General features: G+C 73.7%; 21 protein-coding genes. 8 read left to right on the top strand and 13 right to left on the bottom strand.

Annotated features, from left to right (window positions below):
- Positions 1 to 38: 38 nt before the first annotated feature.
- Positions 39 to 632, bottom strand: a complete 594-nt coding sequence (locus ACQP2H_RS05675; RefSeq protein WP_357534778.1) for a Pycsar system effector family protein — start codon at positions 630 to 632, stop codon at positions 39 to 41.
- A gap of 74 nt (positions 633 to 706) precedes the next feature.
- The gene (locus ACQP2H_RS05680) at positions 707 to 1,459 is read right to left on the bottom strand and encodes a Crp/Fnr family transcriptional regulator (protein WP_219467618.1); all 753 of its coding nucleotides are present in this window, start codon (positions 1,457 to 1,459) and stop codon (positions 707 to 709) included.
- A 573-nt stretch (positions 1,460 to 2,032) separates the two neighbouring features.
- Between ACQP2H_RS05680 and ACQP2H_RS05685 the strand changes: the two genes are divergently transcribed.
- The gene (locus ACQP2H_RS05685; RefSeq protein WP_219467620.1) at positions 2,033 to 3,355 is read left to right on the top strand and encodes an AAA family ATPase; all 1,323 of its coding nucleotides are present in this window, start codon (positions 2,033 to 2,035) and stop codon (positions 3,353 to 3,355) included.
- Positions 3,356 to 3,505: 150 nt separating this feature from the next.
- Complete coding sequence (locus ACQP2H_RS05690) at positions 3,506 to 3,874, top strand: globin (RefSeq protein WP_219467623.1); 369 nt, start codon at positions 3,506 to 3,508, stop codon at positions 3,872 to 3,874.
- A 52-nt stretch (positions 3,875 to 3,926) separates the two neighbouring features.
- Here ACQP2H_RS05690 and ACQP2H_RS05695 read toward each other — a convergent pair whose 3' ends face one another.
- From ACQP2H_RS05695 to ACQP2H_RS05715, 5 genes are all read right to left on the bottom strand, one after another.
- The gene (locus tag ACQP2H_RS05695; RefSeq protein ID WP_433231464.1) at positions 3,927 to 4,811 is read right to left on the bottom strand and encodes a fibronectin type III domain-containing protein; all 885 of its coding nucleotides are present in this window, start codon (positions 4,809 to 4,811) and stop codon (positions 3,927 to 3,929) included.
- Positions 4,812 to 4,971: 160 nt separating this feature from the next.
- Positions 4,972 to 5,823, bottom strand: coding sequence for an aldo/keto reductase (locus ACQP2H_RS05700; RefSeq protein WP_219470711.1), 852 nt, complete (start codon positions 5,821 to 5,823; stop codon positions 4,972 to 4,974).
- Between the two features lie 163 nt (positions 5,824 to 5,986).
- On the bottom strand, positions 5,987 to 7,183 hold the full coding sequence (locus tag ACQP2H_RS05705; RefSeq protein ID WP_357534774.1) for an endonuclease: 1,197 nt from the start codon (positions 7,181 to 7,183) through the stop codon (positions 5,987 to 5,989).
- A gap of 143 nt (positions 7,184 to 7,326) precedes the next feature.
- Complete coding sequence (locus ACQP2H_RS05710) at positions 7,327 to 7,785, bottom strand: Rho termination factor N-terminal domain-containing protein (RefSeq protein WP_363820078.1); 459 nt, start codon at positions 7,783 to 7,785, stop codon at positions 7,327 to 7,329.
- On the bottom strand, positions 7,782 to 8,714 hold the full coding sequence (locus tag ACQP2H_RS05715; protein ID WP_357534770.1) for a ParA family protein: 933 nt from the start codon (positions 8,712 to 8,714) through the stop codon (positions 7,782 to 7,784). Before ACQP2H_RS05715 ends, ACQP2H_RS05710 begins: the two co-directional genes overlap by 4 nt.
- A gap of 56 nt (positions 8,715 to 8,770) precedes the next feature.
- Between ACQP2H_RS05715 and ACQP2H_RS05720 the strand changes: the two genes are divergently transcribed.
- Positions 8,771 to 9,856 (top strand): hypothetical protein, encoded by a 1,086-nt coding sequence (locus ACQP2H_RS05720; RefSeq protein ID WP_433231469.1) that lies wholly within the window; start codon positions 8,771 to 8,773, stop codon positions 9,854 to 9,856.
- Positions 9,857 to 10,133: 277 nt separating this feature from the next.
- On the opposite strand, the gene ACQP2H_RS05725 is transcribed toward ACQP2H_RS05720, so the two are convergent.
- From ACQP2H_RS05725 to ACQP2H_RS05740, 4 genes are read right to left on the bottom strand one after another with little or no spacing between them, the layout of a single operon-like run.
- Complete coding sequence (locus ACQP2H_RS05725) at positions 10,134 to 10,697, bottom strand: SOUL family heme-binding protein (protein WP_219467641.1); 564 nt, start codon at positions 10,695 to 10,697, stop codon at positions 10,134 to 10,136.
- A gap of 42 nt (positions 10,698 to 10,739) precedes the next feature.
- Entirely contained in the window at positions 10,740 to 11,459 is a 720-nt protein-coding gene (locus ACQP2H_RS05730; protein ID WP_219467644.1) for a YqeB family protein, read from the bottom strand.
- A 2-nt stretch (positions 11,460 to 11,461) separates the two neighbouring features.
- Positions 11,462 to 12,235, bottom strand: a complete 774-nt coding sequence (locus tag ACQP2H_RS05735; RefSeq protein ID WP_219470712.1) for an ABC transporter permease — start codon at positions 12,233 to 12,235, stop codon at positions 11,462 to 11,464.
- 5 nt (positions 12,236 to 12,240) lie between these two features.
- Positions 12,241 to 13,140: an ABC transporter ATP-binding protein gene (locus ACQP2H_RS05740; RefSeq protein ID WP_219467647.1), complete on the bottom strand. Its 900-nt coding sequence runs from the start codon at positions 13,138 to 13,140 to the stop codon at positions 12,241 to 12,243.
- 133 nt (positions 13,141 to 13,273) lie between these two features.
- Between ACQP2H_RS05740 and ACQP2H_RS05745 the strand changes: the two genes are divergently transcribed.
- The 3 genes from ACQP2H_RS05745 (at position 13,274) to ACQP2H_RS05755 (ending at position 16,164) form a co-directional block, all read left to right on the top strand.
- Entirely contained in the window at positions 13,274 to 14,515 is a 1,242-nt protein-coding gene (locus ACQP2H_RS05745; protein ID WP_219467652.1) for a sensor histidine kinase, read from the top strand.
- Between the two features lie 91 nt (positions 14,516 to 14,606).
- The gene (locus ACQP2H_RS05750; RefSeq protein WP_433233455.1) at positions 14,607 to 15,383 is read left to right on the top strand and encodes a response regulator; all 777 of its coding nucleotides are present in this window, start codon (positions 14,607 to 14,609) and stop codon (positions 15,381 to 15,383) included.
- A 289-nt stretch (positions 15,384 to 15,672) separates the two neighbouring features.
- A complete protein-coding gene (locus tag ACQP2H_RS05755; RefSeq protein ID WP_433231474.1) occupies positions 15,673 to 16,164 on the top strand; it encodes a hypothetical protein in 492 nt (163 codons plus the stop codon).
- 37 nt (positions 16,165 to 16,201) lie between these two features.
- Here ACQP2H_RS05755 and ACQP2H_RS05760 read toward each other — a convergent pair whose 3' ends face one another.
- Positions 16,202 to 16,981 (bottom strand): D-Ala-D-Ala carboxypeptidase family metallohydrolase, encoded by a 780-nt coding sequence (locus ACQP2H_RS05760; protein ID WP_357534763.1) that lies wholly within the window; start codon positions 16,979 to 16,981, stop codon positions 16,202 to 16,204.
- 312 nt (positions 16,982 to 17,293) lie between these two features.
- On the opposite strand from ACQP2H_RS05760, the gene ACQP2H_RS05765 reads away from it, so the two are divergent.
- Both ACQP2H_RS05765 and ACQP2H_RS05770 read left to right on the top strand, forming a co-directional pair.
- Positions 17,294 to 17,935, top strand: a complete 642-nt coding sequence (locus tag ACQP2H_RS05765; protein WP_208569675.1) for a DUF6642 family protein — start codon at positions 17,294 to 17,296, stop codon at positions 17,933 to 17,935.
- A 43-nt stretch (positions 17,936 to 17,978) separates the two neighbouring features.
- Positions 17,979 to 18,443, top strand: a complete 465-nt coding sequence (locus tag ACQP2H_RS05770) for a PPOX class F420-dependent oxidoreductase (protein ID WP_219467658.1) — start codon at positions 17,979 to 17,981, stop codon at positions 18,441 to 18,443.
- 45 nt (positions 18,444 to 18,488) lie between these two features.
- On the opposite strand, the gene ACQP2H_RS05775 is transcribed toward ACQP2H_RS05770, so the two are convergent.
- Positions 18,489 to 19,721: a serine hydrolase domain-containing protein gene (locus ACQP2H_RS05775; RefSeq protein ID WP_219467660.1), complete on the bottom strand. Its 1,233-nt coding sequence runs from the start codon at positions 19,719 to 19,721 to the stop codon at positions 18,489 to 18,491.
- Positions 19,722 to 19,766: the final 45 nt, after the last annotated feature.

Raw genomic sequence — 19,766 nt, forward strand, 5'->3', positions numbered from 1 at the left:
CTCTCCTCTCCTCGGTCGGTCAGGTGTCGACGGGTCGGTCAGAGCAGCGCCAGCGCGACCAGGGCGGCGGCGAGCGCGATGAGCACCGTCCCGATGCGGACCCAGCGGTACTTGGTCATCACCAGCCGGCTGAGCCAGCAGAGCTGCGAGATCAGGCCCGGCATGGTGTCCTGTGCGGCCCGCTCGACGTACCGGCGGACCAGTGCCGGGTCGCGCAGCCGGTACACGTGCCCGAAGTACGCGACCTGCCGCACCTCGGCGGCGCCCGCCGTCCTCGGCAACAACGCCATGGCCAGGGCGAACAGGGCAACCGCGGCGCAGGCGCAACCCGACCACCAGGCCCAGGCCGCCGCACCGGTCAACCGCCCCGGCGACCAGCGGGTGCCGGTCAGCACGGTCAGCATCGCCAGCACGACGCCGCCCGACATGGTCAGCCACTGCGACGCCTTCGCGTCCGCCCGCCGCAGCTCGTCGCGGGCCTCGGCGATCAGCCGCTCCGCCAGCCGCAGCGCCGCCTGCCGGTCCCCCTCCGGCCGGCCGGGACGGTCGACGCCCCCGCCCGGGGCGGCGACGGCGGCGCGTACCCGTCGGTGCAGGACGCGGTCGTTGGGGACACGGGCTGCTCGGTACATGGGACTCCTCGGAACCGCAGGACTGCCGTCCCGATGAGGGTCCCGAAATCGGGCCCTGCGCTCGATGTCGAGCCCTACGGCTCGGATGTCGACATCGACACAGAACCGGCCAGGGACCGCAGCAGCTCCGGCTGCACCACCACGATCCGTCGCCGTCGGGTGAGCAGCACCTGCCGGTGCCGCAGCACCCGCAGCGTCCGGGCCACCACCTCCCGGGACACCCCGACGGACGCGGCGAGGTCCTGCTGGGTCAGCGGCAGGTCGAGCGCGATCCCCTCCGGCGTCGGCACACCGTGCCTGTCCAGTAGTTCCACCAGCAGGACGACCAGCCGGTGGTCGCCGTTGCTGGACCCGTACTCGACCCGCCGGCCGTCGGCCTCACGCAGGCTGGAGGCCAGGTGACGCAGCAGCGACAGGGCGACCTCGGGGTTGTCGGCCAGACAGCGGTGCAACCGTTCGGCGGTCAGCACCACGGCCCGGATGGGCGACAACCCGGTGACGGTGGCCAGCCGGGGCCGGGCGTCCACAGCGGACAGCTCACCGAGGATGTCGCCCGGTCCCCGGATGGCCAGCAGCGCCTCCCAACCCTGCCGTGAGGTGGAGGTGACCTTGACCCAGCCCTGCTCGATCAGCACCACGTGCCGGGACGGGTCGCCCTGGTGGAACAGCGTGGCGTTGGCCGGGTAGTCGTGCCGGGTGCCGGCCTGGGCCAGGGCGTCGCGGGCGTCGGCCGAGAGGCCGCCGAGAAAGCTGCCGGTCGGAGGGGAATGGGCGGGAACTGCGGCCGGGTCGCTGCTGGCAGAGTCGCTCCGAGAACGAGATGTCATGGGGAACGCTCTCCTCTTCGTGAATCGCGTGCTCCGCCTCGCCCGTCGACGTTGAATCGGGCAGTCCCGTGCACAGGACGCGGGGTGTGGTTCAGGTCCCGGGGCGGAAGAACGGGAAGGCGTCCTTTCTATCGTTGCCGTCAATAGCCTGTGATCCGCCGAATGGGTAAGCGGAGGTGCGAAAGGGCGACCGCCGGTGGCATCTGTTCGGGGGCGGATCACACCGTTCGTGCCGCCGACGCCGACGTCGTCGCCGACCTCGGCGTCGCCCGGTGGGCGGACCGGAACAGTCCCGACGACACCGGCAGATCTGTCGACGTCGCTGGAATCGTGGAGAACGCGCCGGTCAGCCGGTCGCGCCGGGCCGGTGGCGTCCCGGTCGGCGGCCCGGGTCCGGCCCGTCGCACCGGCCGCCGCCGGGAGCAGCCACGTCACCCCACCGGCCTTTCCGACGCCGTGTCGGACACCGGACAAAACCGCCGTGTCGGAAAGGACCGTCCAACGCTGGCGGTCCGACCGGCCGGCCGGACCCCTGCCGGTAGGGTCCAGACTCAGCAGGCAGGAGGGGAGCCGATGATCGGGCTTGAGGTGCCGCCCGCCGTCGAGGCGGAACAGGTCGTCGCGGCCGTCCTGGCCGACCTGCGCGCAGGCGACCACCGGGGCGTGGTGGTCGACTCCCCGCCCGGGGCCGGCAAGTCGACCCTCGTGGTGCGGGCCGCCGTCGAGCTGGCCGTCGCCGGTGAGCCGCTGATGATCGTGGCGCAGACCAACGAGCAGGTCGACGACCTCATCGACCGGCTCGCCACCAAAGCCCCCGAGCTGCGCATCGGCCGGCTGTCGGCGACCGACTACCGGCCGTCGGAGCGGGTCCGGGGCCACGACACGGTCCGGGTCGCGTCGAAGGTCGCCGACCTGGGCGACCCGGCCGTCACCATCGGTACGGCGGCGAAGTGGGCCACGGTCACCACGGGTCAGTGGCCGTGGGCGATCGTCGACGAGGCGTACCAGATGCGGTCGGACGCGCTGCTGCGGGTGGCCGGGAGGTTCGAGCGGGCGCTGTTCGTCGGTGACCCCGGGCAGCTCGACCCGTTCTCCACCGTCGAGACGCTGCGCTGGACGGGCCTGAGCTGGGACCCGATGCAGGCGGCGGTGGCGGTGCTGCTGCGGCACAACCCGCAGCTGCCCGTGCACCGGCTGCCCGTGTCCTGGCGGCTACCGGCGTCGGCGGCCCCGGTGGTCGCGGCGGCGTTCTACCCGTTCACCGGGTTCCGTGCCGGCACCGGCCCGGCCGACCGGGCGTTGACGCTGACCCGGCCCGGGCCTGGCGACGCGCTCGACGCGGCGGTGGAGCTGGCCGTCGGCACCGGCTGGGCGTTGCACGAGCTGCCGGCCCGGCACACCCTGCGTACCGACGCTGAGGCCGCCGCGGCGTGCGCCGCGCTCGCCCTGCGCGTGCTGCACCGGGGCGCGGTCGCGGTCTCCGAGCACGCGCCGGCCGGCACGCCGGTCACCGCCGACCGGATCGCCGTCGGCGCCGCGCACCGCGACCAGGCCGCCGCGATCCGTGCCCACCTCGGCCCGGAAGGGGCGGGCATCACCGTGGACACCGCCAACCGGCTCCAGGGCCGCGAGTACGACGTGACGATCGTGCTGCACCCGCTCTCCGGCCGGCGGGACGCGACGAACTTCCACCTGGAGTCCGGTCGGCTGTGCGTGCTGACCTCCCGGCACCGGCACGCCTGCATCGTGGTGGCCCGCGCCGGCATCGGTGAGCTGCTCGACGCCCACCCGTCGACGGAGTCGGTGCACCTGGACGTGCCGGTGAAGTTCCCCGACGGCTGGGCCGCCAACCAGACCACCCTGGCGTTCCTGGCGGACCACCGGGCGTCGACCTGAACCCGATGCGGTGCGCGCCGGGGTCGGGGCCGGTCTCGCCGGTGGTGACGACGCCCGACGGGACCGCTCCGGCCAGGTGACGACGCCGGCTGAAGTGGTCATGCCTGCCGGGGATGAACTGAGCGTGCGCCGTGATCCGTACTGACGGGTGTGCGGACGACGGAGTTGGTCACCTGCCCCCGGAACGCGTTCGACTGGCTCGGCCCGGCCGGCGTACGGGCGGTGGTGATCCGCTGGCTGCGCCTGGTCGCGTCGGACGCCGAGCTGGCGCCGTACCTGATCGGGCTGGACCGGCCCTGGCTCGCCCGCCGGTTGACCGCCCTGCTGGCCGTGGCCCTCGGCGACCCCGGCGGGGACGGTGGGCGGGCGGCCGGCGGGGCGTGGCGGCGGCTCGGGTTGACCGACGAGCAGCACTGGCGGGTGCTGGACTACCTGGCCGCCGTGCTCTGCGGCCTCGGCCTGCCGGTCGACACGGTCGTCGCGGCCCAGCGCGCCGTCGCCGGCGATGCCCATGCGTGACGCGTGCCGACGGCGAACGGCCGTCGGCGGGCAACCTCACGCCTGACGGCGGTCAGCCCCAGTTGTCGCCGTACTCGCGGACGCCGTCGACGTCGAGGGTGATCCGGCTGTTGGGGGTCCACGCGCCGGTGGCCGCCTGCCAGCTCGGGTCGTCGCGTTCGTCGATCGCCGTCCAGTTCGGCCGGTGCAGCCGGAGCTGGATCGGCCCGGAGGAGGCCCCGGGGGCGAGGACACCGGTGGTGAAGGTCAGCTCCACCCAGCCGGGGAAGGGGGTGCCGGGCACCGGGTAGACGGTCGGGGTCGGCGTCGGGCCGGGACCGGGCGGCGGCGCGGGCGGCGGAAAATACTGGAGGGTACGGCGGATGGTGGCGCAGCCCAGCGTCGCCCAGTCGCACTCGCTGCTCAGCGCCGCGTTGCCGTTCTCGAAGCGCAGGTGGTAGCGGACCCGCACGGTGGTCAGGTCCAGTGGTGCGGTGCCGGTGTTGGTGACGGCGAGCCGGAACTGGGCCTGGTTGTCGGTGGGTGCCCAGTCGAGGTTGAGGTAGTCGACCTTCGCCCGCCCGTACGCGGTGCGCACGGTGGTGACCGCCGAGGTGTCGGAGTAGCCGCCGACGGCGTACGCCTGGAGGGCGATCCGGTAGTCGGTGCCCGGGGCGAGGCCGGTGAGGGTGACGGCGTTGGTCTCCGTGCTGCCCAGTCCCCGGTAGGCGTTCGGCCCGATCGGCGAGCGCACGTCGTAGGTGATCGGGCCGCCCGGCTCGCCCTTCCACGTCGACGGGGTCCAGGTCAGACTCAGCCGGTGCGGGTCGTTGGCGACCACCACCGGTGCGCCGGGGGTGGTCAGCGCCGGGGTGTCGTCGGCGCGGGCGGCGCTGACCGCGACCAGGCTGACGAGCGCGGCGACGGTGGCGGTGGCGGTGACACGACGGGCACGCATAGCCCGGATGGTACGGACTGGCATGCACGTCCATCAATGCAGAGGTTGATGGCTGATTCGTTTCCCCGTTCGGCTGGGCGGGCGGGCGGACGCGACGGAGCGGGACCCGTGACCGGGTCCCGCTCCGTGGGTCGCGCCGCGCCGCGGCGGCCGGTGCCGCTCAGGCGGGGATGTAGTCGAACTCGTCCGGGTTCGGGCCGGTCCGGCCCGACTCGCCCCGGTCCAGCCCGCTGAGCCGCTCCATCGCCGTGTCGTCCAGGGTGAAGTCGAAGATCCGGAAGTTCTCCTCGATCCGCTTCGGGGTGGTCGACTTCGGGAAGACGATGTCGCCGCGCTGCACGTGCCAGCGCAGCACCACCTGGGCGGGGGTGCGCCCCACCTGCTCGGCGACGTCGACGATCGCCGGGTCGTCGAGCACCCGGCCCTGGGCGATCGGCGACCACGCCTCGGTGAGGATGTTGTGCTCGCTGCCGTACGCGCGCACCTGCTCGTTGGTGAGGTACGGGTGCACCTCGATCTGGTTGACCGCCGGCACCACGTCCGCCTCGGCGGCCAGCCGCTCCAGGTGCGGCACCTGGAAGTTCGACACCCCGATCGAGCGGGCCCGGCCGTCGCGCTGGAACTCCTCAAACGTCTTCCAGGTGGAGACGAAGTCGCCGTCGTAGCGGGTCGGCAACGGCCAGTGGATGAGGAACAGGTCGACGTAGTCCATCTTCAGCGCGGACAGCGTCGACTCGAACGCCCTGCGGGCGTCCTCGGGGCGGTGGAAGCCGTTGTTCAGCTTGCTGGTCACGAAGACCTCGCCCCGGTCCAGCCCGGAGGCGCGGACCGCCTCGCCGACCTCCGCCTCGTTGCCGTACATCTGGGCGGTGTCGATGTGCCGGTAGCCGATCTCCAGCGCCCGGCGCACCGCCTCGGCGGTGTCCTTCGGCTCGATCTGGTAGACCCCGAAGCCGAGCTGCGGGATGGTGTTGCCGTCGTTGAGGCTGATGTCGGGAACGGTGTGCGCCATGTCGGCTGTCTCTCCCATCGTCGTGTTCGCCCGGTTCGGCGCGTCGATCGGCCGCCGGACCGCAGCCCGCACGCCCGCCGGGCGGGTGTGTCACGACGAGGGTGTACCCGGTCGGGCCGCGTCCTCACGGCCCGACCGGGGTGATCTGCGACAACCGGACCGTTCAGCCCCAGATCGCGGTGGCCCACTCCGGGTGGTCGACGAACGGGTTGCGGTTGCCCTGCCAGCGCTCGTAGATGCGCTGGTTGCGGCGCTGTTCGAAGGCGTCGGGCGGGTCCTGCCGGTGCCACTGGAGCAGCACCGGCAGCCGGCCCAGGTAGGGTGCGCTGCCGTTGGTGACGGAGTTGTTCATCTCCAGGTTCGGCCAGCCGTCGTCACCCTCGTACCGGATCGCCATATACATGATCATGCGGGCGACGTCGCCCTTGACCGCGTTGCGGGGCTCGAACGAGTCGGCGTCGGTGTAGCTGCCGGCGGCCTCGGCGACCGCGCTGCCACCGGTGTCGAAGTCCTTGTTGCCGCGCGCGGAGTTGACCGTCACGTCCTCCGGCCGCAGGTGGTGCACGTCGGTGCCCGGCCCGGTGGCGGTGCCGAAGTCACCGTGCGACTTGGCCCAGACGTGTTCCCGGTTCCAGTCGTTGGCCCCGCCGCCGTTGCTGCTCTTGCTCTGCGACCGTCCGCTGTAGAGCAGGATGACGTTGTTGGCGTTCGCCGGGTCCTGGTCGGTGTCCTTCAACGCCTCCCACACCTGGTCGTAGTTGAGCTTCGTCTGGGTCTTGATGATGGTGTGCAGGGAGGTGCGCAGCGCGCTGCCGCTCTTGCCGACCGCGCTGGCGTAGTACGTCGAGTCGTACGGCCCGGTGGAGCCGGTGGGCGCGGGGGTGGGGGAGGCGCTCGCGGTGGGCGTCGGTGTGCCGCCGCCACCGACGCTCATCGCGGTCGGGCTCTTCAACCCCCCGTGACTGAAGTACGCGGTCAGCGTCCCGGTCGCGGTGACCTGCCGGCCCCGCAGCGACGGGTTGGTCAACAGCCCGAACGTGCTGCGGTAGTCGGCGGTGATCTGGACGTAGAGCATCCGGCTGGTGCCGGTCTCGGTGGCCGTGTCGGCCAGGGCGATGGCGGTGTCGGCGGTGTAGCCGGAGGTGAGCACCGTGCTGGTGGCGGTCGGCTGGCCGATCACGTAGCCGGTGACCGTGGCGGTCCGGCCGTCCTGGGTGGCGAGGGCCTGCGCCACGGTCGACGTGGCCGCCGCGGACGCCGACGTGGCGGACACCGCCACCGGGACCGCCAGGGTGACGACGGCGATGAGCGCGGCGATCAGCCGCCCGGGTCGCGGGCGGGTGCTGCTCTTCATATCCATGCCCGGCGATGTTATCGGCCGGAACCCGACCGGCGGGAGGTCGACGAGGTGAATTCCCGGCCACCGCGAACCGCTACGCGGCGGGGTCCCGCCCGGCGGGCAACCCGCTCAGCGGGCGGGGTCCCGCCCGGCGGGCAACCCGCTCAGCGGGCACGGACGGCGGCGGAGGCGACGCGGAAACCGATGGTCCGCTCGACCAGCCGTTCCACCAGCTCCGCCTTGCGCAGGCCGCCCACCCCGCGCAACCCGAGGCGGGCGGCCAGCGCCCGCAGGTCCCGGATCGACCAGGGCGTCAGGTACGCCGTACCGTCCCCGCGTCGTGCCATGGCGTCGAGCGCGGCCGACGCGGCGTCCAGGTCGACGCCCGACGGGGCGGGCTGCACCGGCGCGGTCGGCGACAGCGGCGTCGGGGCGGCCGGCCGGTCCGACGGGCCGTCGGCCGCTGCCGCCAGGTCGCCGGCCGGCGTCACCGGGACGACGGCCAGCCGGGCCCGGCCCTGCGCCAGCGCGGCCACGTCGGCGGCCGACAGCCCGGCCAGCAGCTCACCCACCCGGGCCAGCACCCCGGCCGCCAGGTCCCCGCCGGGTGGCGTCCCGGTCACACCGTCACCGCACGGGGTTGCAGGTGGGCGATGAACTCCGTGGTGATCTGCCGCAGCTCCTCCTGCACCACCGGCGAGGTGACCCGGTGCCGCAGCACCACCGGCACCCCGCGCGGGGTGTTCCCGGCGAACAGGGTGATGTTCTCCCGCAGCGCGGTGGGAAAGACCGGCAGCCCCAGGGCGCGTACCTGATCCAGGTAGCCCTGGTGGGCGGCGATGGGCCGCTGCGCGGTCAGCTGGATCATGGTGAAGACCACCCCGGCGATGTCCGGTGCCACCTTGTGGTGCCGGCGGCTGGTGGCGAACCGGCGGGCGTCGGCGTTGTAGCGGTCGACCAGCTCCCGGACGCTGCCGCAGAGGTGGTCGATGCCGAGGGTGGACAGGTAGTCGGCCTTCGCCGGGATGAGCAGGTGGTCGCTGGCGATGACGGCGGACTGGGTGACCACGTTGAAGTTCGGCGGGCAGTCGATCAGCACCAGGTCGTAGCCGTCGAGCGCCGCGTCGTGCAGCCCCTCGGCCAGCGCGCCCCGGACCCGGAACAGCTCCCGGTCGTAGTCCTCCCCGTCGGCCACGCCCCGGGCCAGCGCCAGGTCGATGTCGGCCAGCCCGAGGTGCGAGGCGATCAGGTCCAGCCGGCCGGCCCCGGTCAGGTGCGCGTTGGCCGGGCCGGGGGAGACCACCAAATCACCCAGCGTAACCGCCGGGGTGTCCCCGCGTAGCCCGTCGTACCAGCGTTTCACGGTGCGGCCGTCGCGCAGCCGCTCCCGCCAGTCGTCCGGGTCGTAGAAGCTGAACGTCAGGCTGGTCTGCGGATCGAGGTCGATCAGCAGCACCTTCATCCCCCGGTTCGCCAGTTCGGCACCGAGGTTGGCGGTCACGGTGGTCTTGCCCACCCCGCCCTTGTAGTTGATCACGGACACGACGTACACCGGCGGCACCTCCCCAGAGGGGGAACCGTAACCGCCCGGATGTCGTCTGACCATCCATGATGCCCACCCCGCCCGGTCACGCTCCGCGACCGGTCATCCGGCTCGCCGCCGTCGGCACCGGGCTCGCCGGCGTGGCCGTGGTCTGCTGGGCGGTCGGGATGACCCGCTGGCAACCGCTCACCGAACCGGCCGGCCCGTGGTCGGAACGACTCCCCGGCGCGCACACCTACTGGGCCCGTGACCTGCGTTTCCTGACACTGGTGGCGGTCGTGTCCGGGCTGGTGCTGGCCGGTGGCGGCCGACGGTCCTGGGCCCTGCCGGCCGTGCTGCTCGGCGGTGCCGCGCTGGTCGCCGACGTCGCCGTCGACCGGGCCGACCCCACCGGCCCCGGCGCGACCGCGCTGCTGGTCGCCGGCGGCTGGCTGGCCGTCGCCAGCACCGCCGCCCTTGGCGTACGCCGGGACGCGTCGACCGGTGTGGACGGTCCGATCCACCGCGCGGGGGTGGCCGGCCGGGACCGGAGGGTGCTGACCGGGATGGCCGGTGTGACGGCGGTGTCGGCGCTGGTCGCCGTACTGACCCGGTCGCCGACCGGCCGGGAGCCCGCGCTCGGTCCGGCCACCCTGGTGACCGGCCTGCTCCTGCTGACGTTGACCGTGGCGGGCGCGCTGGCCGCCGCCCCCGACCGCGATCGGGCCCGGATCACGTTGGCGGTCGGGTCGGCAGTCGTCGGTGGGATCGGCCTACCGCTGGTCCGCCTGGTCGGACCGGGGGACCGGCTCGTCGCGTCCGCGCTGCTCGGCGCGGTGCTGCTCGTGGGGGTGACACTGCTGGTCCGGCCCTGGCCGGGTGGTCGACCGGCGTGGTGGTGGCACGCGCGGTTCGTCCCGTTCGCACTTGTCGTACCCTCGGCGCTGCTGTTCGTCGCGGTGTTGGTCAGCGCGGCTCTGAGCGTCGGGGCGCCGTGGACCGCGCTTGCCGGCAACAGTCCGATCGCCGGTGGGGACCGGGACGTCCTCCCCGCGCTCGCCGGGCTGCTCGCCGGGCTCGGCACCGCACTTCTGCTGACCCGACCGACCGTCCTGGGTCACGACCGGCCCGCCCCGGACGTCGCGGCGGTTCGGGTGGCCGACGCCGGTTGACCGGAACGACGGGCGTAGCCGGCCGGATCCGTCCGCCGTCCGGCCGAAGGTCCGGTGTGGAGACCCTCGGGTACGAGGCTGAGAGCACGGCGATCACCTACAGTGATTGCCTGTCCACTGCCGCCGCGTCGAACGGGGACCGTGATCGCCTCGGTCGGCACCTCCGGGACGGCAGGCGTCCCGGGGCAGCGTCACCGGCAGGGTTCGCCGGCCGGCACGTCGTCCCCGCCGCCCGGAGCACAGCGACGGTAACCCCGTCGAGGGGCGCGGGCGGCGGTCACTCGACGACCGGCAGCACCACCTCGTTGTGCCGCAGGAACCACGGCTTCCACGGCGGGTCGAACCGGGCGTACCGGATCGCCCCCGACGGGGTCAGCCCGGCGTCGGTGACGGCCCGGCCCAGCGCGGTGGCCCGCTGATCGAAGGCCCGGTCGGTCCACCGCCCGGCGAACCGGACCGCTGCGGCCAACTGCTCCGGGATCTCCCGGACGGTGATCCGGGGGTCCTCCGGTTCGGGCACGGTGGCCGGGCTGAGTCGCGCCGGCAGCACGAACCACACCCGCCAGGCCCCGGGCCGGTCGCCCTCCTCCTGGACCACCGGCGCGGTCATCGCGATCTGCTCGGAGCCGGTCGCCGCCTGGACCACCGGCCCGTTCGTGCCCATCCGGCGGCGGGACCGGTTGGCCCCGGACAGATACGCCGCCAGCGGCCGGAACGCGGCGGTGCCGGCGGCGGCGAACCCACCGTCGATGCGCAGTTCGGCGACCAGGTGGGCCGGGTACCGGCGCAGCTCGAAGCCGGGGTGCCGGCCCAGCACCCGGTACGGCTGCCGCTCGGTCATCGGACACGCTCCCGGTCGCGGGGGATCTTCTCCACCGCAACGCTACCGCCCGTGCGGGGTTTCCTCCCGGGGAAGCGGAACGGTCCGCCAGTACTGCCGTCTGCCCTCATCCCGGACGACCACGCCGAGCCGGGCCAGTTCACCGCGCAGTTCCCGGGCGTCGCGCTGCCGGCCGGCCTCGACGGCCCGCTGCCGCGCGCCCAGCAGCGGGTCCGCCCCCGGCGGCAGTTCGGGCAGCCCCGCCACCCACCGGCGGTAGGCGTCCCGGTGCGGATCGCCGTCCTGCCACGGCCAACCGTGCTCACGGAAGGCGTCGCCCAGCCGTCGTCCGCTCAGGTCGGACCGATCCCGGGCCAGTTCCGCACCGGCCGGGCCGAGCAGCACCAGCTCCTTGCGGTCGACGAAGACGGCGGTGACGGTGCGTCGGGCCAGCTCGCGGTCGACGCCGTCGCGGCGTAACCGGACCCCGCCCCGGTCCACCGTGACGATCAACCGCTCCCGGGTGCCGACGTAGGCGAGGAGCAGCCCGGCCAGCATCCCGAGCAGCAGGCCCCCGACCAGTGCCCGCTGGTACGGCAACCCGGCGACCAGTTCGAACCAGCCCTGCACCGGAGCCCAGGGCAGCCCGGCCACCCAGTCGGCGACCATGGGCAGCCGCCCGCCCAGGGCGCCGCCCAGCAGCGGGAAGCCGACCCACATCACCAGCAGCTCCCCGACGTCACCCCCGACCGTGGTCGGTGCGCCCGGCTCCCGCGCCCGCATGGTCAGTGCACCTCCCGCCGCATCGTGCGCACCAGCCCGGCGGCGAGCGGCGCGACCACCCAGACCAGCAGGGACACCCCGAGCCGACCCCACTGCCCGGCGGTCACGTCCGGGCCGAGCAGCGGCTCCATGGTGATCGAGGTGTCCAGCCAGCGGGCCGGGCCGTGCAGCGCCGAGATCATCGCGGACAGGATGCCCCACACGGTCGGCAGGAGCAGCGAGGTGACGATCGCCAGTGGGGTGTTGAGCAGCAGCAACCCGAATCCCGCGCCGATCAGCACGTTGATGGCCTGGAACACGGCGGCGTGCCCGGCCAGTGCCGGGTCGAAGTTCCAGTCGCCCGCCCCGCCGGTGACCCCGGCCAGCAGGGTGCCGACGGCGGCGACGGCCAGGCTCACCAGCACCGACGCCAACGCGGCGAGCAGCACGGCGGCGAGCTTGGCGACGATCACCCGTTCCCGGCGCGGCACCAGGGCGAACGTGGTCAGCGCGGTGCGCTGGGACCACTCGGCGGTGATCGACAGGATGCCCAGCACCGGCAGCAGCAACGCCACCGGCGCCAGCGACGCGGTGAAGAAGTTGCTGAAGGTCTGCCCGGCGTCGTCGACGAAGCGCAGTTGCAGCGCGACGATCGCGGCGGCGATCAGCCCGATCGAGGCCAGCAGCCAACGGCCGGCCCGGGTGTCGCCCAGCTTGCGCAGCTCCACCCCGATCAGCCGGGCCAGGGACGGGCCGGGGACCGCCTTGCGGACGGTGCCGGGGGGAGTGGTAGTCATGGTGGTCACTGCACGGCCTCCTTGGTGCTCGCGCCGGCGGTCAGGGTGAGGAAGAGCTGTTCCAGGCCACCGCCGCCGGCCGGCCGCAGCTCGGTGAGGACCAACCCGGCGTCGGCGGCGGCCTGCCCGACGGCGTCGGATTCGGCGCGGACCACGCACCCGCCGTCGGCGTTGGCGGTGGCGTCCAGCCCGGCCCGGTCGAGGGTGAGCCGCAGGGCGTGCGGGTCGCGGGCCCGGACCAGGGTGCCCGCCCCGGCGAGCAGTTCGTCCTTGCCGCCCTGGGCGACCACCCGGCCGCCGCCGATCACCACCAGCCGGTCGGCGACCGCCTCCACCTCCCGCAGCAGGTGGGAGGAGAGCAGCACGGTGCCGCCCCGGTCGGCGAAGTCGCGCAGCAGGCCGCGCATCCAGAAGATCCCCTCCGGGTCCAGGCCGTTGGCCGGCTCGTCGAGGACCAGCACCCGGGGCTCGCCCAGCAGCGCCAGCGCCAGGCCGAGCCGCTGCCGCATCCCCAGCGAGTACGCCCCGACCCGCCGCTTCGCCGCCACCGGGTTCAGGCCCACCCGGTCCAGGACGGCGGGCACCCGGTCGGCGTCCACGCCCATGGTCCGGGCGGCCAGGGTCAGCGTCTCCCGCCCGCTGCGCCCGACGTGCTGCGCCGAGGCGTCCAGCAGCACACCCACCTCCCGACCCGGGTTGGGTAGCTCCCGGTAGGGCTGGCCGGCGACGGTGGCGGTGCCGGAGCTCGGTCGGGTCAGCCCGCAGAGCATCCGCATGGTGGTGGACTTGCCCGCCCCGTTCGGGCCGAGGAAGCCGGTCACCGTGCCGGGCTCGCAGCGGAAGGAGACGTCGTCGACGGCGGGGTGCGGGCCGTACCGCTTGGTGAGGTTCTTCACGGTGATCATGCCGTCGAGCCTGTCGCGACCACCCGGCCGGGCGCTGCGGCCGGCGGTCGAGTGTCACCCCTACCTAGGTCTACCGGCAGACCTCGACTTTGGTTGGTGTCCGGGCGGCCGGCCGGGTTTCTAGCATGGGTGGGTGAGTGCTGCCGTCGTACCCGATCATCCCTGGCTGCTGCCGGGGGCGCTGACGCCCGAGACGAGGGCATCCCGCCGTACGCCCCGGGACTGGCTGGTCGACACGGTGGCCTTCCTGCTCGCCGTCGGCTGGGCGCTGGTGGGCTTCGGCGACGCGGTGTCGCCCGACCCGCAGTTCGCCCACAACGCCGGGCCGCCCTGGCTGGTCGGGGTGGACCTGGCGGCGGGCCTGATCTTCTGCGCGGCCCTGTGGCTGCGCCGGCGCTGGCCGGTCGGGCTGGCCGTGGCGGGCCTGCCGCTGGCCCTGTTCTCGGTGACCGCCGGGGTGGCGCTGCTGGTCGTGGTGTTCACCGTGCTGGTCCACCGGCCGCTGCCGATCGGTGCCGCGCTGGTCGGCTTCCACCTGGCGGTCATCCCGCTCTACACCGTCGTGCGCCCCGACCCGACGCTGCCCTACCTGGCGACGGTGGCCTGGACGGTGATGTTCGTCGGGATCGTGGTGGCGTGGGCGCTGTTCGTCCGGGCCCGCCGGCAGCTCGTGCTGTCGCTGCGCGACCGCGCCCACCGGGCCGAGGCCGAGCAGCAGCTCCGCATCGAACAGGCCCGGCAGCTGGAACGCAACCGGATCGCCCGGGAGATGCACGACGTGTTGGCGCACCGGATCTCGCTGCTCAGCCTGCACGCCGGGGCGTTGGAGTTTCGCCCGGACGCGTCACCGCAGGAGGTGGCGCGGGCGGCCGGGGTGATCCGGGGCAGTGCGCACGCCGCGCTACAGGACCTGCGTGAGGTGATCGGGGTGCTCCGCGCCGACACCTCCGGCGGCGACGCCGCACCGGAACGCCCCCAGCCGACCCTCGCCGACGTGCCCGCGCTGGTCGCCGAGTCCCGGGCCGCCGGGGTACGGGTCACCCTGGTCGACGAGGTCGCCGACCTGGCGGGGGTGCCGACGGCGGTGGGGCGCAGCGCGTACCGGATCGTGCAGGAGGGGCTGACCAACGCGCGCAAGCACGCCCCCGACACGGCGGTCGGTGTCCGGCTGGCCGGCGGGCCGGGTCGGGAGTTGGCCGTGGAGATCCGTAACCCCTGGCCGGTGGGCTCACCGGCTGCGGGCCTGCCCGGTGCCGGCACCGGGCTGGTCGGCATCGCCGAGCGGGTCAACCTGGCCGGTGGCCGGCTGACGCACGGCCGGGACGGCGCGACCGGCGACTTCCGGCTGGCCGCCCGGCTGCCGTGGCCGGCATGAGTCGCCCGGTTGCCGTGCTCGGCACGGGCTGTCCGGTTGCCGTGGCCGTCCCGGCCTGTCCGGTCGTCCTGGCCTGTCCGGTCGTCCTGGCCTGTCCGGTCGTCCCGGTCTGTCCGGTCGTCCCGGTGGGCCCGGGCCGCCCGGTCGGGACTGCCGAGCGGGTAGCCGGTGGTGTCCGGTGACCGGCCTGCCAGACGGCGACGACGGCCCGGTGCGGGTGTTGATCGTCGACGACGACGCGCTGGTCCGCGCCGGGCTGTCGATGATCCTCGGTGGGGTGCCGGACGTCCGGGTGGTCGGCGAGGCGGCCGACGGCGACGAGGTGCCCGCCGCCGTCGCCGCATGCGCGCCCGACGTGGTGCTGATGGACATCCGGATGCCCCGGGTGGACGGGCTGGCCGCCACGGAGGCGCTGCGGGCGCTGCCGCACCCGCCGGAGGTGCTGGTGCTGACCACCTTCGACGCCGACGAGCAGGTGCTGCGGGCGTTGCGGGCCGGCGCGGGCGGTTTCCTGCTCAAGGACACCCCACCCGCCGAGATCGTCCGGGCGGTGCGGCGGGTGGCGGCCGGTGAGGCGACCCTGTCGCCGACGGTGACCCGCCAGCTGATCAGCCACCTGACCATCGGGCCGACACCGGGAGCGGACCCGCGTCGGGACCGGGCGCTGCGGCTGCTGGCCGGGCTCACCGAGCGGGAACGGGAGGTCGCGGTGGCGCTCGGCCACGGCCGGAGCAACGCGGAGATCTCGGCGGAGCTGTTCATGAGCGTGGCGACGGTCAAGGCGTACGTGTCCCGGCTGCTGACCAAGCTGGCGCTCAACAACCGGGTCCAGGTGGCGCTGCTGGTGCACGACGCGGGCCTGGCCTGACAAGCGGAAACCGGACCTGGGTCGGTCCGGCTGCCCGGTGCCGACGAACAGGTGGCGCTGCTGGCGGTCGCCCGGGCCGGTGCGGTGGTGGACGGCGTGCAGGTGTTGACGCCGGAGGATCTGCTCACCGCCTGGGGGGATTGAACCGACGCCGGTCACCGCCCGTACCACTGCGCGAGGATGCGTTGCGGCGATTCAGCCGCAACTGCTGCCGAGCTGCGGGAGGCCTGCCGTGCGAGTTGGTGAGCAGTCGACGGACCCCATCGATCAGGTTCTGGGTGAGGTGCCGGTGCCCGTCTCGTTGACACCCGAGGACGTCCGGCTCGCGGTACGGGCGGTCGTGGTGCACGCCGCCGAGGAGTGGCCCAACGGGCCGCTGTGCCGCAACGACGGGTCGTCGTACCCGTGCCGGTTGCACCGTTGGGGACGACGGGTGCTGGAGAACCACGGGTTGAACGATCGTCAGATCGACGCGCTGATCCGGCACGGAAATCCGTTCGTGCACGTGCCCTTCCCGTTCACCTACACCACGCCCCGGCCCGGGACGGCACCGGCGCGGACCGCCCCGGCGGCGGCCGGCTATCCGGCCCGTGGCCAGGTCGGCCGGCCCGGGACACCCGGGGCGCGGCCGTCCGCTGCGGGGATGCGGCCCGCGGTGCGTGGCGGCGTGCCGGGACGGCCGGTGACCCCCCCGCCGCCGCGCCGCGCTGGCCCCGGGCGAGCTGAGCGCTCAGGCCCGGCCGACGCCTCCGGTACCCCGATGCCGGCCCGGCCCCGATGATCCCGTGGGGCCGGGCCGGCATCGGCTGCCGCGCGGGTCAGCGGCTGACGCCACAGTCGGGCGCCGCCCAGCTGGTGCGGTTGGTCGACGTGTCGCGGTTGTTCTCCCGCCGGGAGTCGACGTGGACGTGGTCGTCGTGGCCGGCGTACCCGGGGCCGTAGATGCCGCTGAACCCGTGGTCACGGGAGGCGCGGGCCACCTCGCACAGTGACCTGCTCCCCGAGGTCAGGTCGGCGGCGTTGCCGTAGAGGTGCTGGCTGTCCGAGGCCCCGCCGACCTGCTTGTTGCAGCGGGAGTCGCGGAAGCCGCTGGTGACGTTGAGCGGCTTGTCACCGAGGCTGCGCCGCAGCGCCTCCAGTTTCCACATGGTGCGCACCGAGGTGGCCTTGGTGTCGGTGGCGGAGAGCGGGCCGCCGCTCCACCCGCCCTTGCCGCAGCCGGCGTCCAGCTCCCGGTAGCTGAAGTGGGCCGGCGTGCAGTCGTTGTCCTGGAGCTGGTAGAGCTTGTTGAAGGTCTGCTTGCCGGCGATGCCGTCGCTGCGCAGCCCGTACGCGCTCTGGAAGCGCTTGACCGCCGCGGCGGTCTCGGGACCGAAGTCCCCGTCGATCCGGACGATTCCCCCTCGTCCCGCCCAACCGGCGACCCGGATCTGCAACTGGCGGACGTCGTCCCCGGAGCGACCCTGGTAGAGGTCGCGTTTCCAGGTGTAGCAGCCGTCGGCGTGGGCCGCTGGCGCGGCGGCCACCGTGGCGATCGCGGCTCCCGGCAGAGCCAGGGCGAACGCGACGAGTGCCCGCTTCACAGTGTTCTGGCGCACAGAAGTCCTCCCGATTGGAAGTGATTGGGGTGGTGAACAGGGCATCGCCCGGGACGTCCTGCGACCTCCACCCTGACAGCTGACGAGCTGATTCGTGGTGATAAAGGGGAATTGTCCTCGCGATTAGCGATACCTGGGTATTGCCTGTGAAATGCGGGGAATGGTAATTCGGTCAGGTCGTACCGGCCGGGGACGGATTTCGCTACCAAGGCGAAGCCTGTCGAAACTGACCAGTCGGGCACCGAGGGCGATGGGGGTTCGTGACCGGGACCCGGTAACGTCGTCCCGGCCGGCGAGGTCGGGGAGGTGCACGTGGCGCGGGGCGGGGTCTTCTGTGTCGAGGGGCAGTGGCACCGCGACCTCAACGAGCGCGGCTCCGTGCTGCCCACCCTCGAACTGCTCGAACGCCTCGGCCGCATCCGCTACATCCACAAGGACGCCGCCACCCGCGACGAGCTGTTCTACTTCCTCGACCGCTGGCTGCTCAAGCAGTACGCCGATCACCGGGTCGGTTTCTTCGCCATGCACGGCGAGCCCAGCCGGCTCTGCCTCACCGACTGGGATTCCGTCGAGCTGGCCGACGTCGCCGAGCGGATGGCCGGCCGGGGTGAGGGCCGGCGGCTCTACTTCGGCAGCTGCTCGGTGCTGCGCGCCTCCGACGCCACGCTGCGCGACTTCCTCGACGTCACCGGCGCGGCCCTGATCTGCGGCTTCACCCGCGAGGTCGACTGGGTCGAGTCGGCCGCCTTCGAGACGGTGCTGCTCGACGTGCTCGCCAACGGCCAACGGCACAACGCCGCCGAGCTGCGGATGGGCTCGGCGCACTGGGCGCCGCTCGCGGCGTACCTCGGCTTCCGGGTCATCTATGCCAACGGCCGAGCCTGGCGGCCCACCGTCCGCCCCCGGGTCCCCGCCCAGCCGGCGCGGGGTCGGGTCACCGGTCGCCCCGGCTGACGCCACCGGGGCCACCGGCCGGCGGACCTGGTAGAACCGGGGGATGGCACGCAGCATCGCAACCAACACCCGGGTCGACCGGGACGCCCTGATCGAATTCGTCCGCCCCCGCCACCGGGTCCTGCTGATGACCACCCGGGCCGACGGCCGGCCGCAGTCCTCCCCGGTCGCCTGCGGGGTCGACGCCGCCGGGCGACTGGTCATCTCCAGCTACCCGCAGCGCGCCAAGGTCGCCAACATCCGCCGGGACCCCCGGGTCTCCGCCTGCGTGCTCTCCGACGACTGGGACGGCCCCTGGGTGCAGGTCGACGGCACGGCCGAGGTGCTCGACCTGCCCGACGCGCTGGACCCGCTGGTGGAATACTTCCGCAGCATCTCCGGCGAGCACCCGGACTGGGACGAGTACCGGGCGGCCATGGTGGCGCAGGGCAAGTCGCTGATCCGGGTCACCATCGGAAGCTGGGGCCCGATCGCCACCGGCGGCTTCCCGGCCAGCCTCGCCGACTGACCCCGCCGGCCGGGCCGGCACCGCCGTCGCCCGGCCCGGCGCGGCTCAGCCGACCAGGGCGGCGTAGACGAGCTGACGCAGCTGGGAGCGCAACGGGTAGGTGCTCGACGGCATCAGCTGGGTGAACAGCAGGGCGGTGATCTCCTCGGCCGGGTCGACCCAGAACGCGGTGCTGGCCAGCCCACCCCAGTAGAACTCGCCGACGCTGCTCGGCACCTTGGCCGGGACCGGGTCCTGCACCACGGCGAAGCCCAGGCCGAAACCGATGCCGTCGAGCACCGTCTCGGCGAACCCCTGCGGCTGCAACGACGCCAGGTCACCGCCGCCGGGCAGGTGGTTGCGGGTCATGTAACGCACCGTGCGGGGCCCGAGCAGCCGTACGCCGTCCAGCTCGCCGCCGCGCAGTAGCAGCTGGGTGAACCGGTGGTAGTCGGCGGCGGTGGAGACCAGCCCGCCCCCGCCGGAGAAGCACTCCGGGCGGGTCAGCGCGGCGGCACCGAGCTGGTCGGCGCGGACCGCCCGGCCGGTGCCCGGGTGCGGGGTGTAGAGGGCGGCGAGCCGTTTGGCGTCGGCCGGGTCGACCCAGAACCGGGTGTCCGTCATGCCCAGCGGGGTGAGGACCCGCTCGGTGAGGAAGTCGGCCAGGCCCTGCCCGGAGACCACCTCGATGAGCCGGCCGAGCACGTCGGTGGAGACCCCGTAGTTCCAGCCGGTGCCGGGCTGGAACAGCAGCGGCAGCTGCGCCATCCCGGCGCTCGCCCCGGCCAGGTCCAGCCCCGGCGGCACGCCGAGGTCGTAGCCGGCGGCCCGGTAGAGCGCGTCGACCACCGAGGTCTGCGCGAAGCCGTAGGTGAGCCCGGCGGTGTGGGTGAGCAGGTGCCACACCCGGATCGGCTCGACCGCCGGCACGGTGTACGGCTTGAGCGCCGAACCCCTGTCGAAGACCCGGACGTCGGCGAACTCCGGCAGCCAGCGGCTGATCGGGTCGGTCAGCTCGAACCGGCCCTCCTCCCACAGCATCATCGCCGCGACCGAGGTGATCGGCTTGGTCATCGAGTAGATCCGCCAGATGGTGTCCGGCTCGACCGGGCTGCCCGCCTCCACGTCGCGCAGCCCACGGACCGAGGAGTGCGCCACCTCGCCGCGACGGGTGACGACGATCTGCCAACCGGCCAGCCGCCCGTCGTCGACGTACCGGCCGAAGTGTTCGTCGATGCGGGCCAGCCGGGCCGGGTCGAAGCCGGTACGGGCCGGGTCGGTGCTGGGTGCCACGCTCACCCGCCGAAACTACTAGCCGGTACGCGCCGGACGAAAGGTGCGGTG

This window comes from Micromonospora sp. CA-248260 (assembly GCF_050942205.1).
GTDB lineage: Bacteria > Actinomycetota > Actinomycetes > Mycobacteriales > Micromonosporaceae > Micromonospora > Micromonospora antibiotica.

Coding starts and splice junctions, on each gene's coding strand:
- ACQP2H_RS05730 (WP_219467644.1), bottom strand. CDS start 11,459: ATGCGGGCGCGGGAGCCGGGCGCACCGACCACGGTCGGGGGTGACGTC.
- ACQP2H_RS05735 (WP_219470712.1), bottom strand. CDS start 12,235: ATGACTACCACTCCCCCCGGCACCGTCCGCAAGGCGGTCCCCGGCCCG.
- ACQP2H_RS05725 (WP_219467641.1), bottom strand. CDS start 10,697: ATGACCGAGCGGCAGCCGTACCGGGTGCTGGGCCGGCACCCCGGCTTC.
- ACQP2H_RS05685 (WP_219467620.1), top strand. CDS start 2,033: ATGATCGGGCTTGAGGTGCCGCCCGCCGTCGAGGCGGAACAGGTCGTC.
- ACQP2H_RS05700 (WP_219470711.1), bottom strand. CDS start 5,823: ATGGCGCACACCGTTCCCGACATCAGCCTCAACGACGGCAACACCATC.
- ACQP2H_RS05740 (WP_219467647.1), bottom strand. CDS start 13,140: ATGATCACCGTGAAGAACCTCACCAAGCGGTACGGCCCGCACCCCGCC.
- ACQP2H_RS05695 (WP_433231464.1), bottom strand. CDS start 4,811: ATGCGTGCCCGTCGTGTCACCGCCACCGCCACCGTCGCCGCGCTCGTC.
- ACQP2H_RS05770 (WP_219467658.1), top strand. CDS start 17,979: ATGGCACGCAGCATCGCAACCAACACCCGGGTCGACCGGGACGCCCTG.
- ACQP2H_RS05680 (WP_219467618.1), bottom strand. CDS start 1,459: ATGACATCTCGTTCTCGGAGCGACTCTGCCAGCAGCGACCCGGCCGCA.
- ACQP2H_RS05720 (WP_433231469.1), top strand. CDS start 8,771: ATGATGCCCACCCCGCCCGGTCACGCTCCGCGACCGGTCATCCGGCTC.
- ACQP2H_RS05705 (WP_357534774.1), bottom strand. CDS start 7,183: ATGGATATGAAGAGCAGCACCCGCCCGCGACCCGGGCGGCTGATCGCC.
- ACQP2H_RS05675 (WP_357534778.1), bottom strand. CDS start 632: ATGTACCGAGCAGCCCGTGTCCCCAACGACCGCGTCCTGCACCGACGG.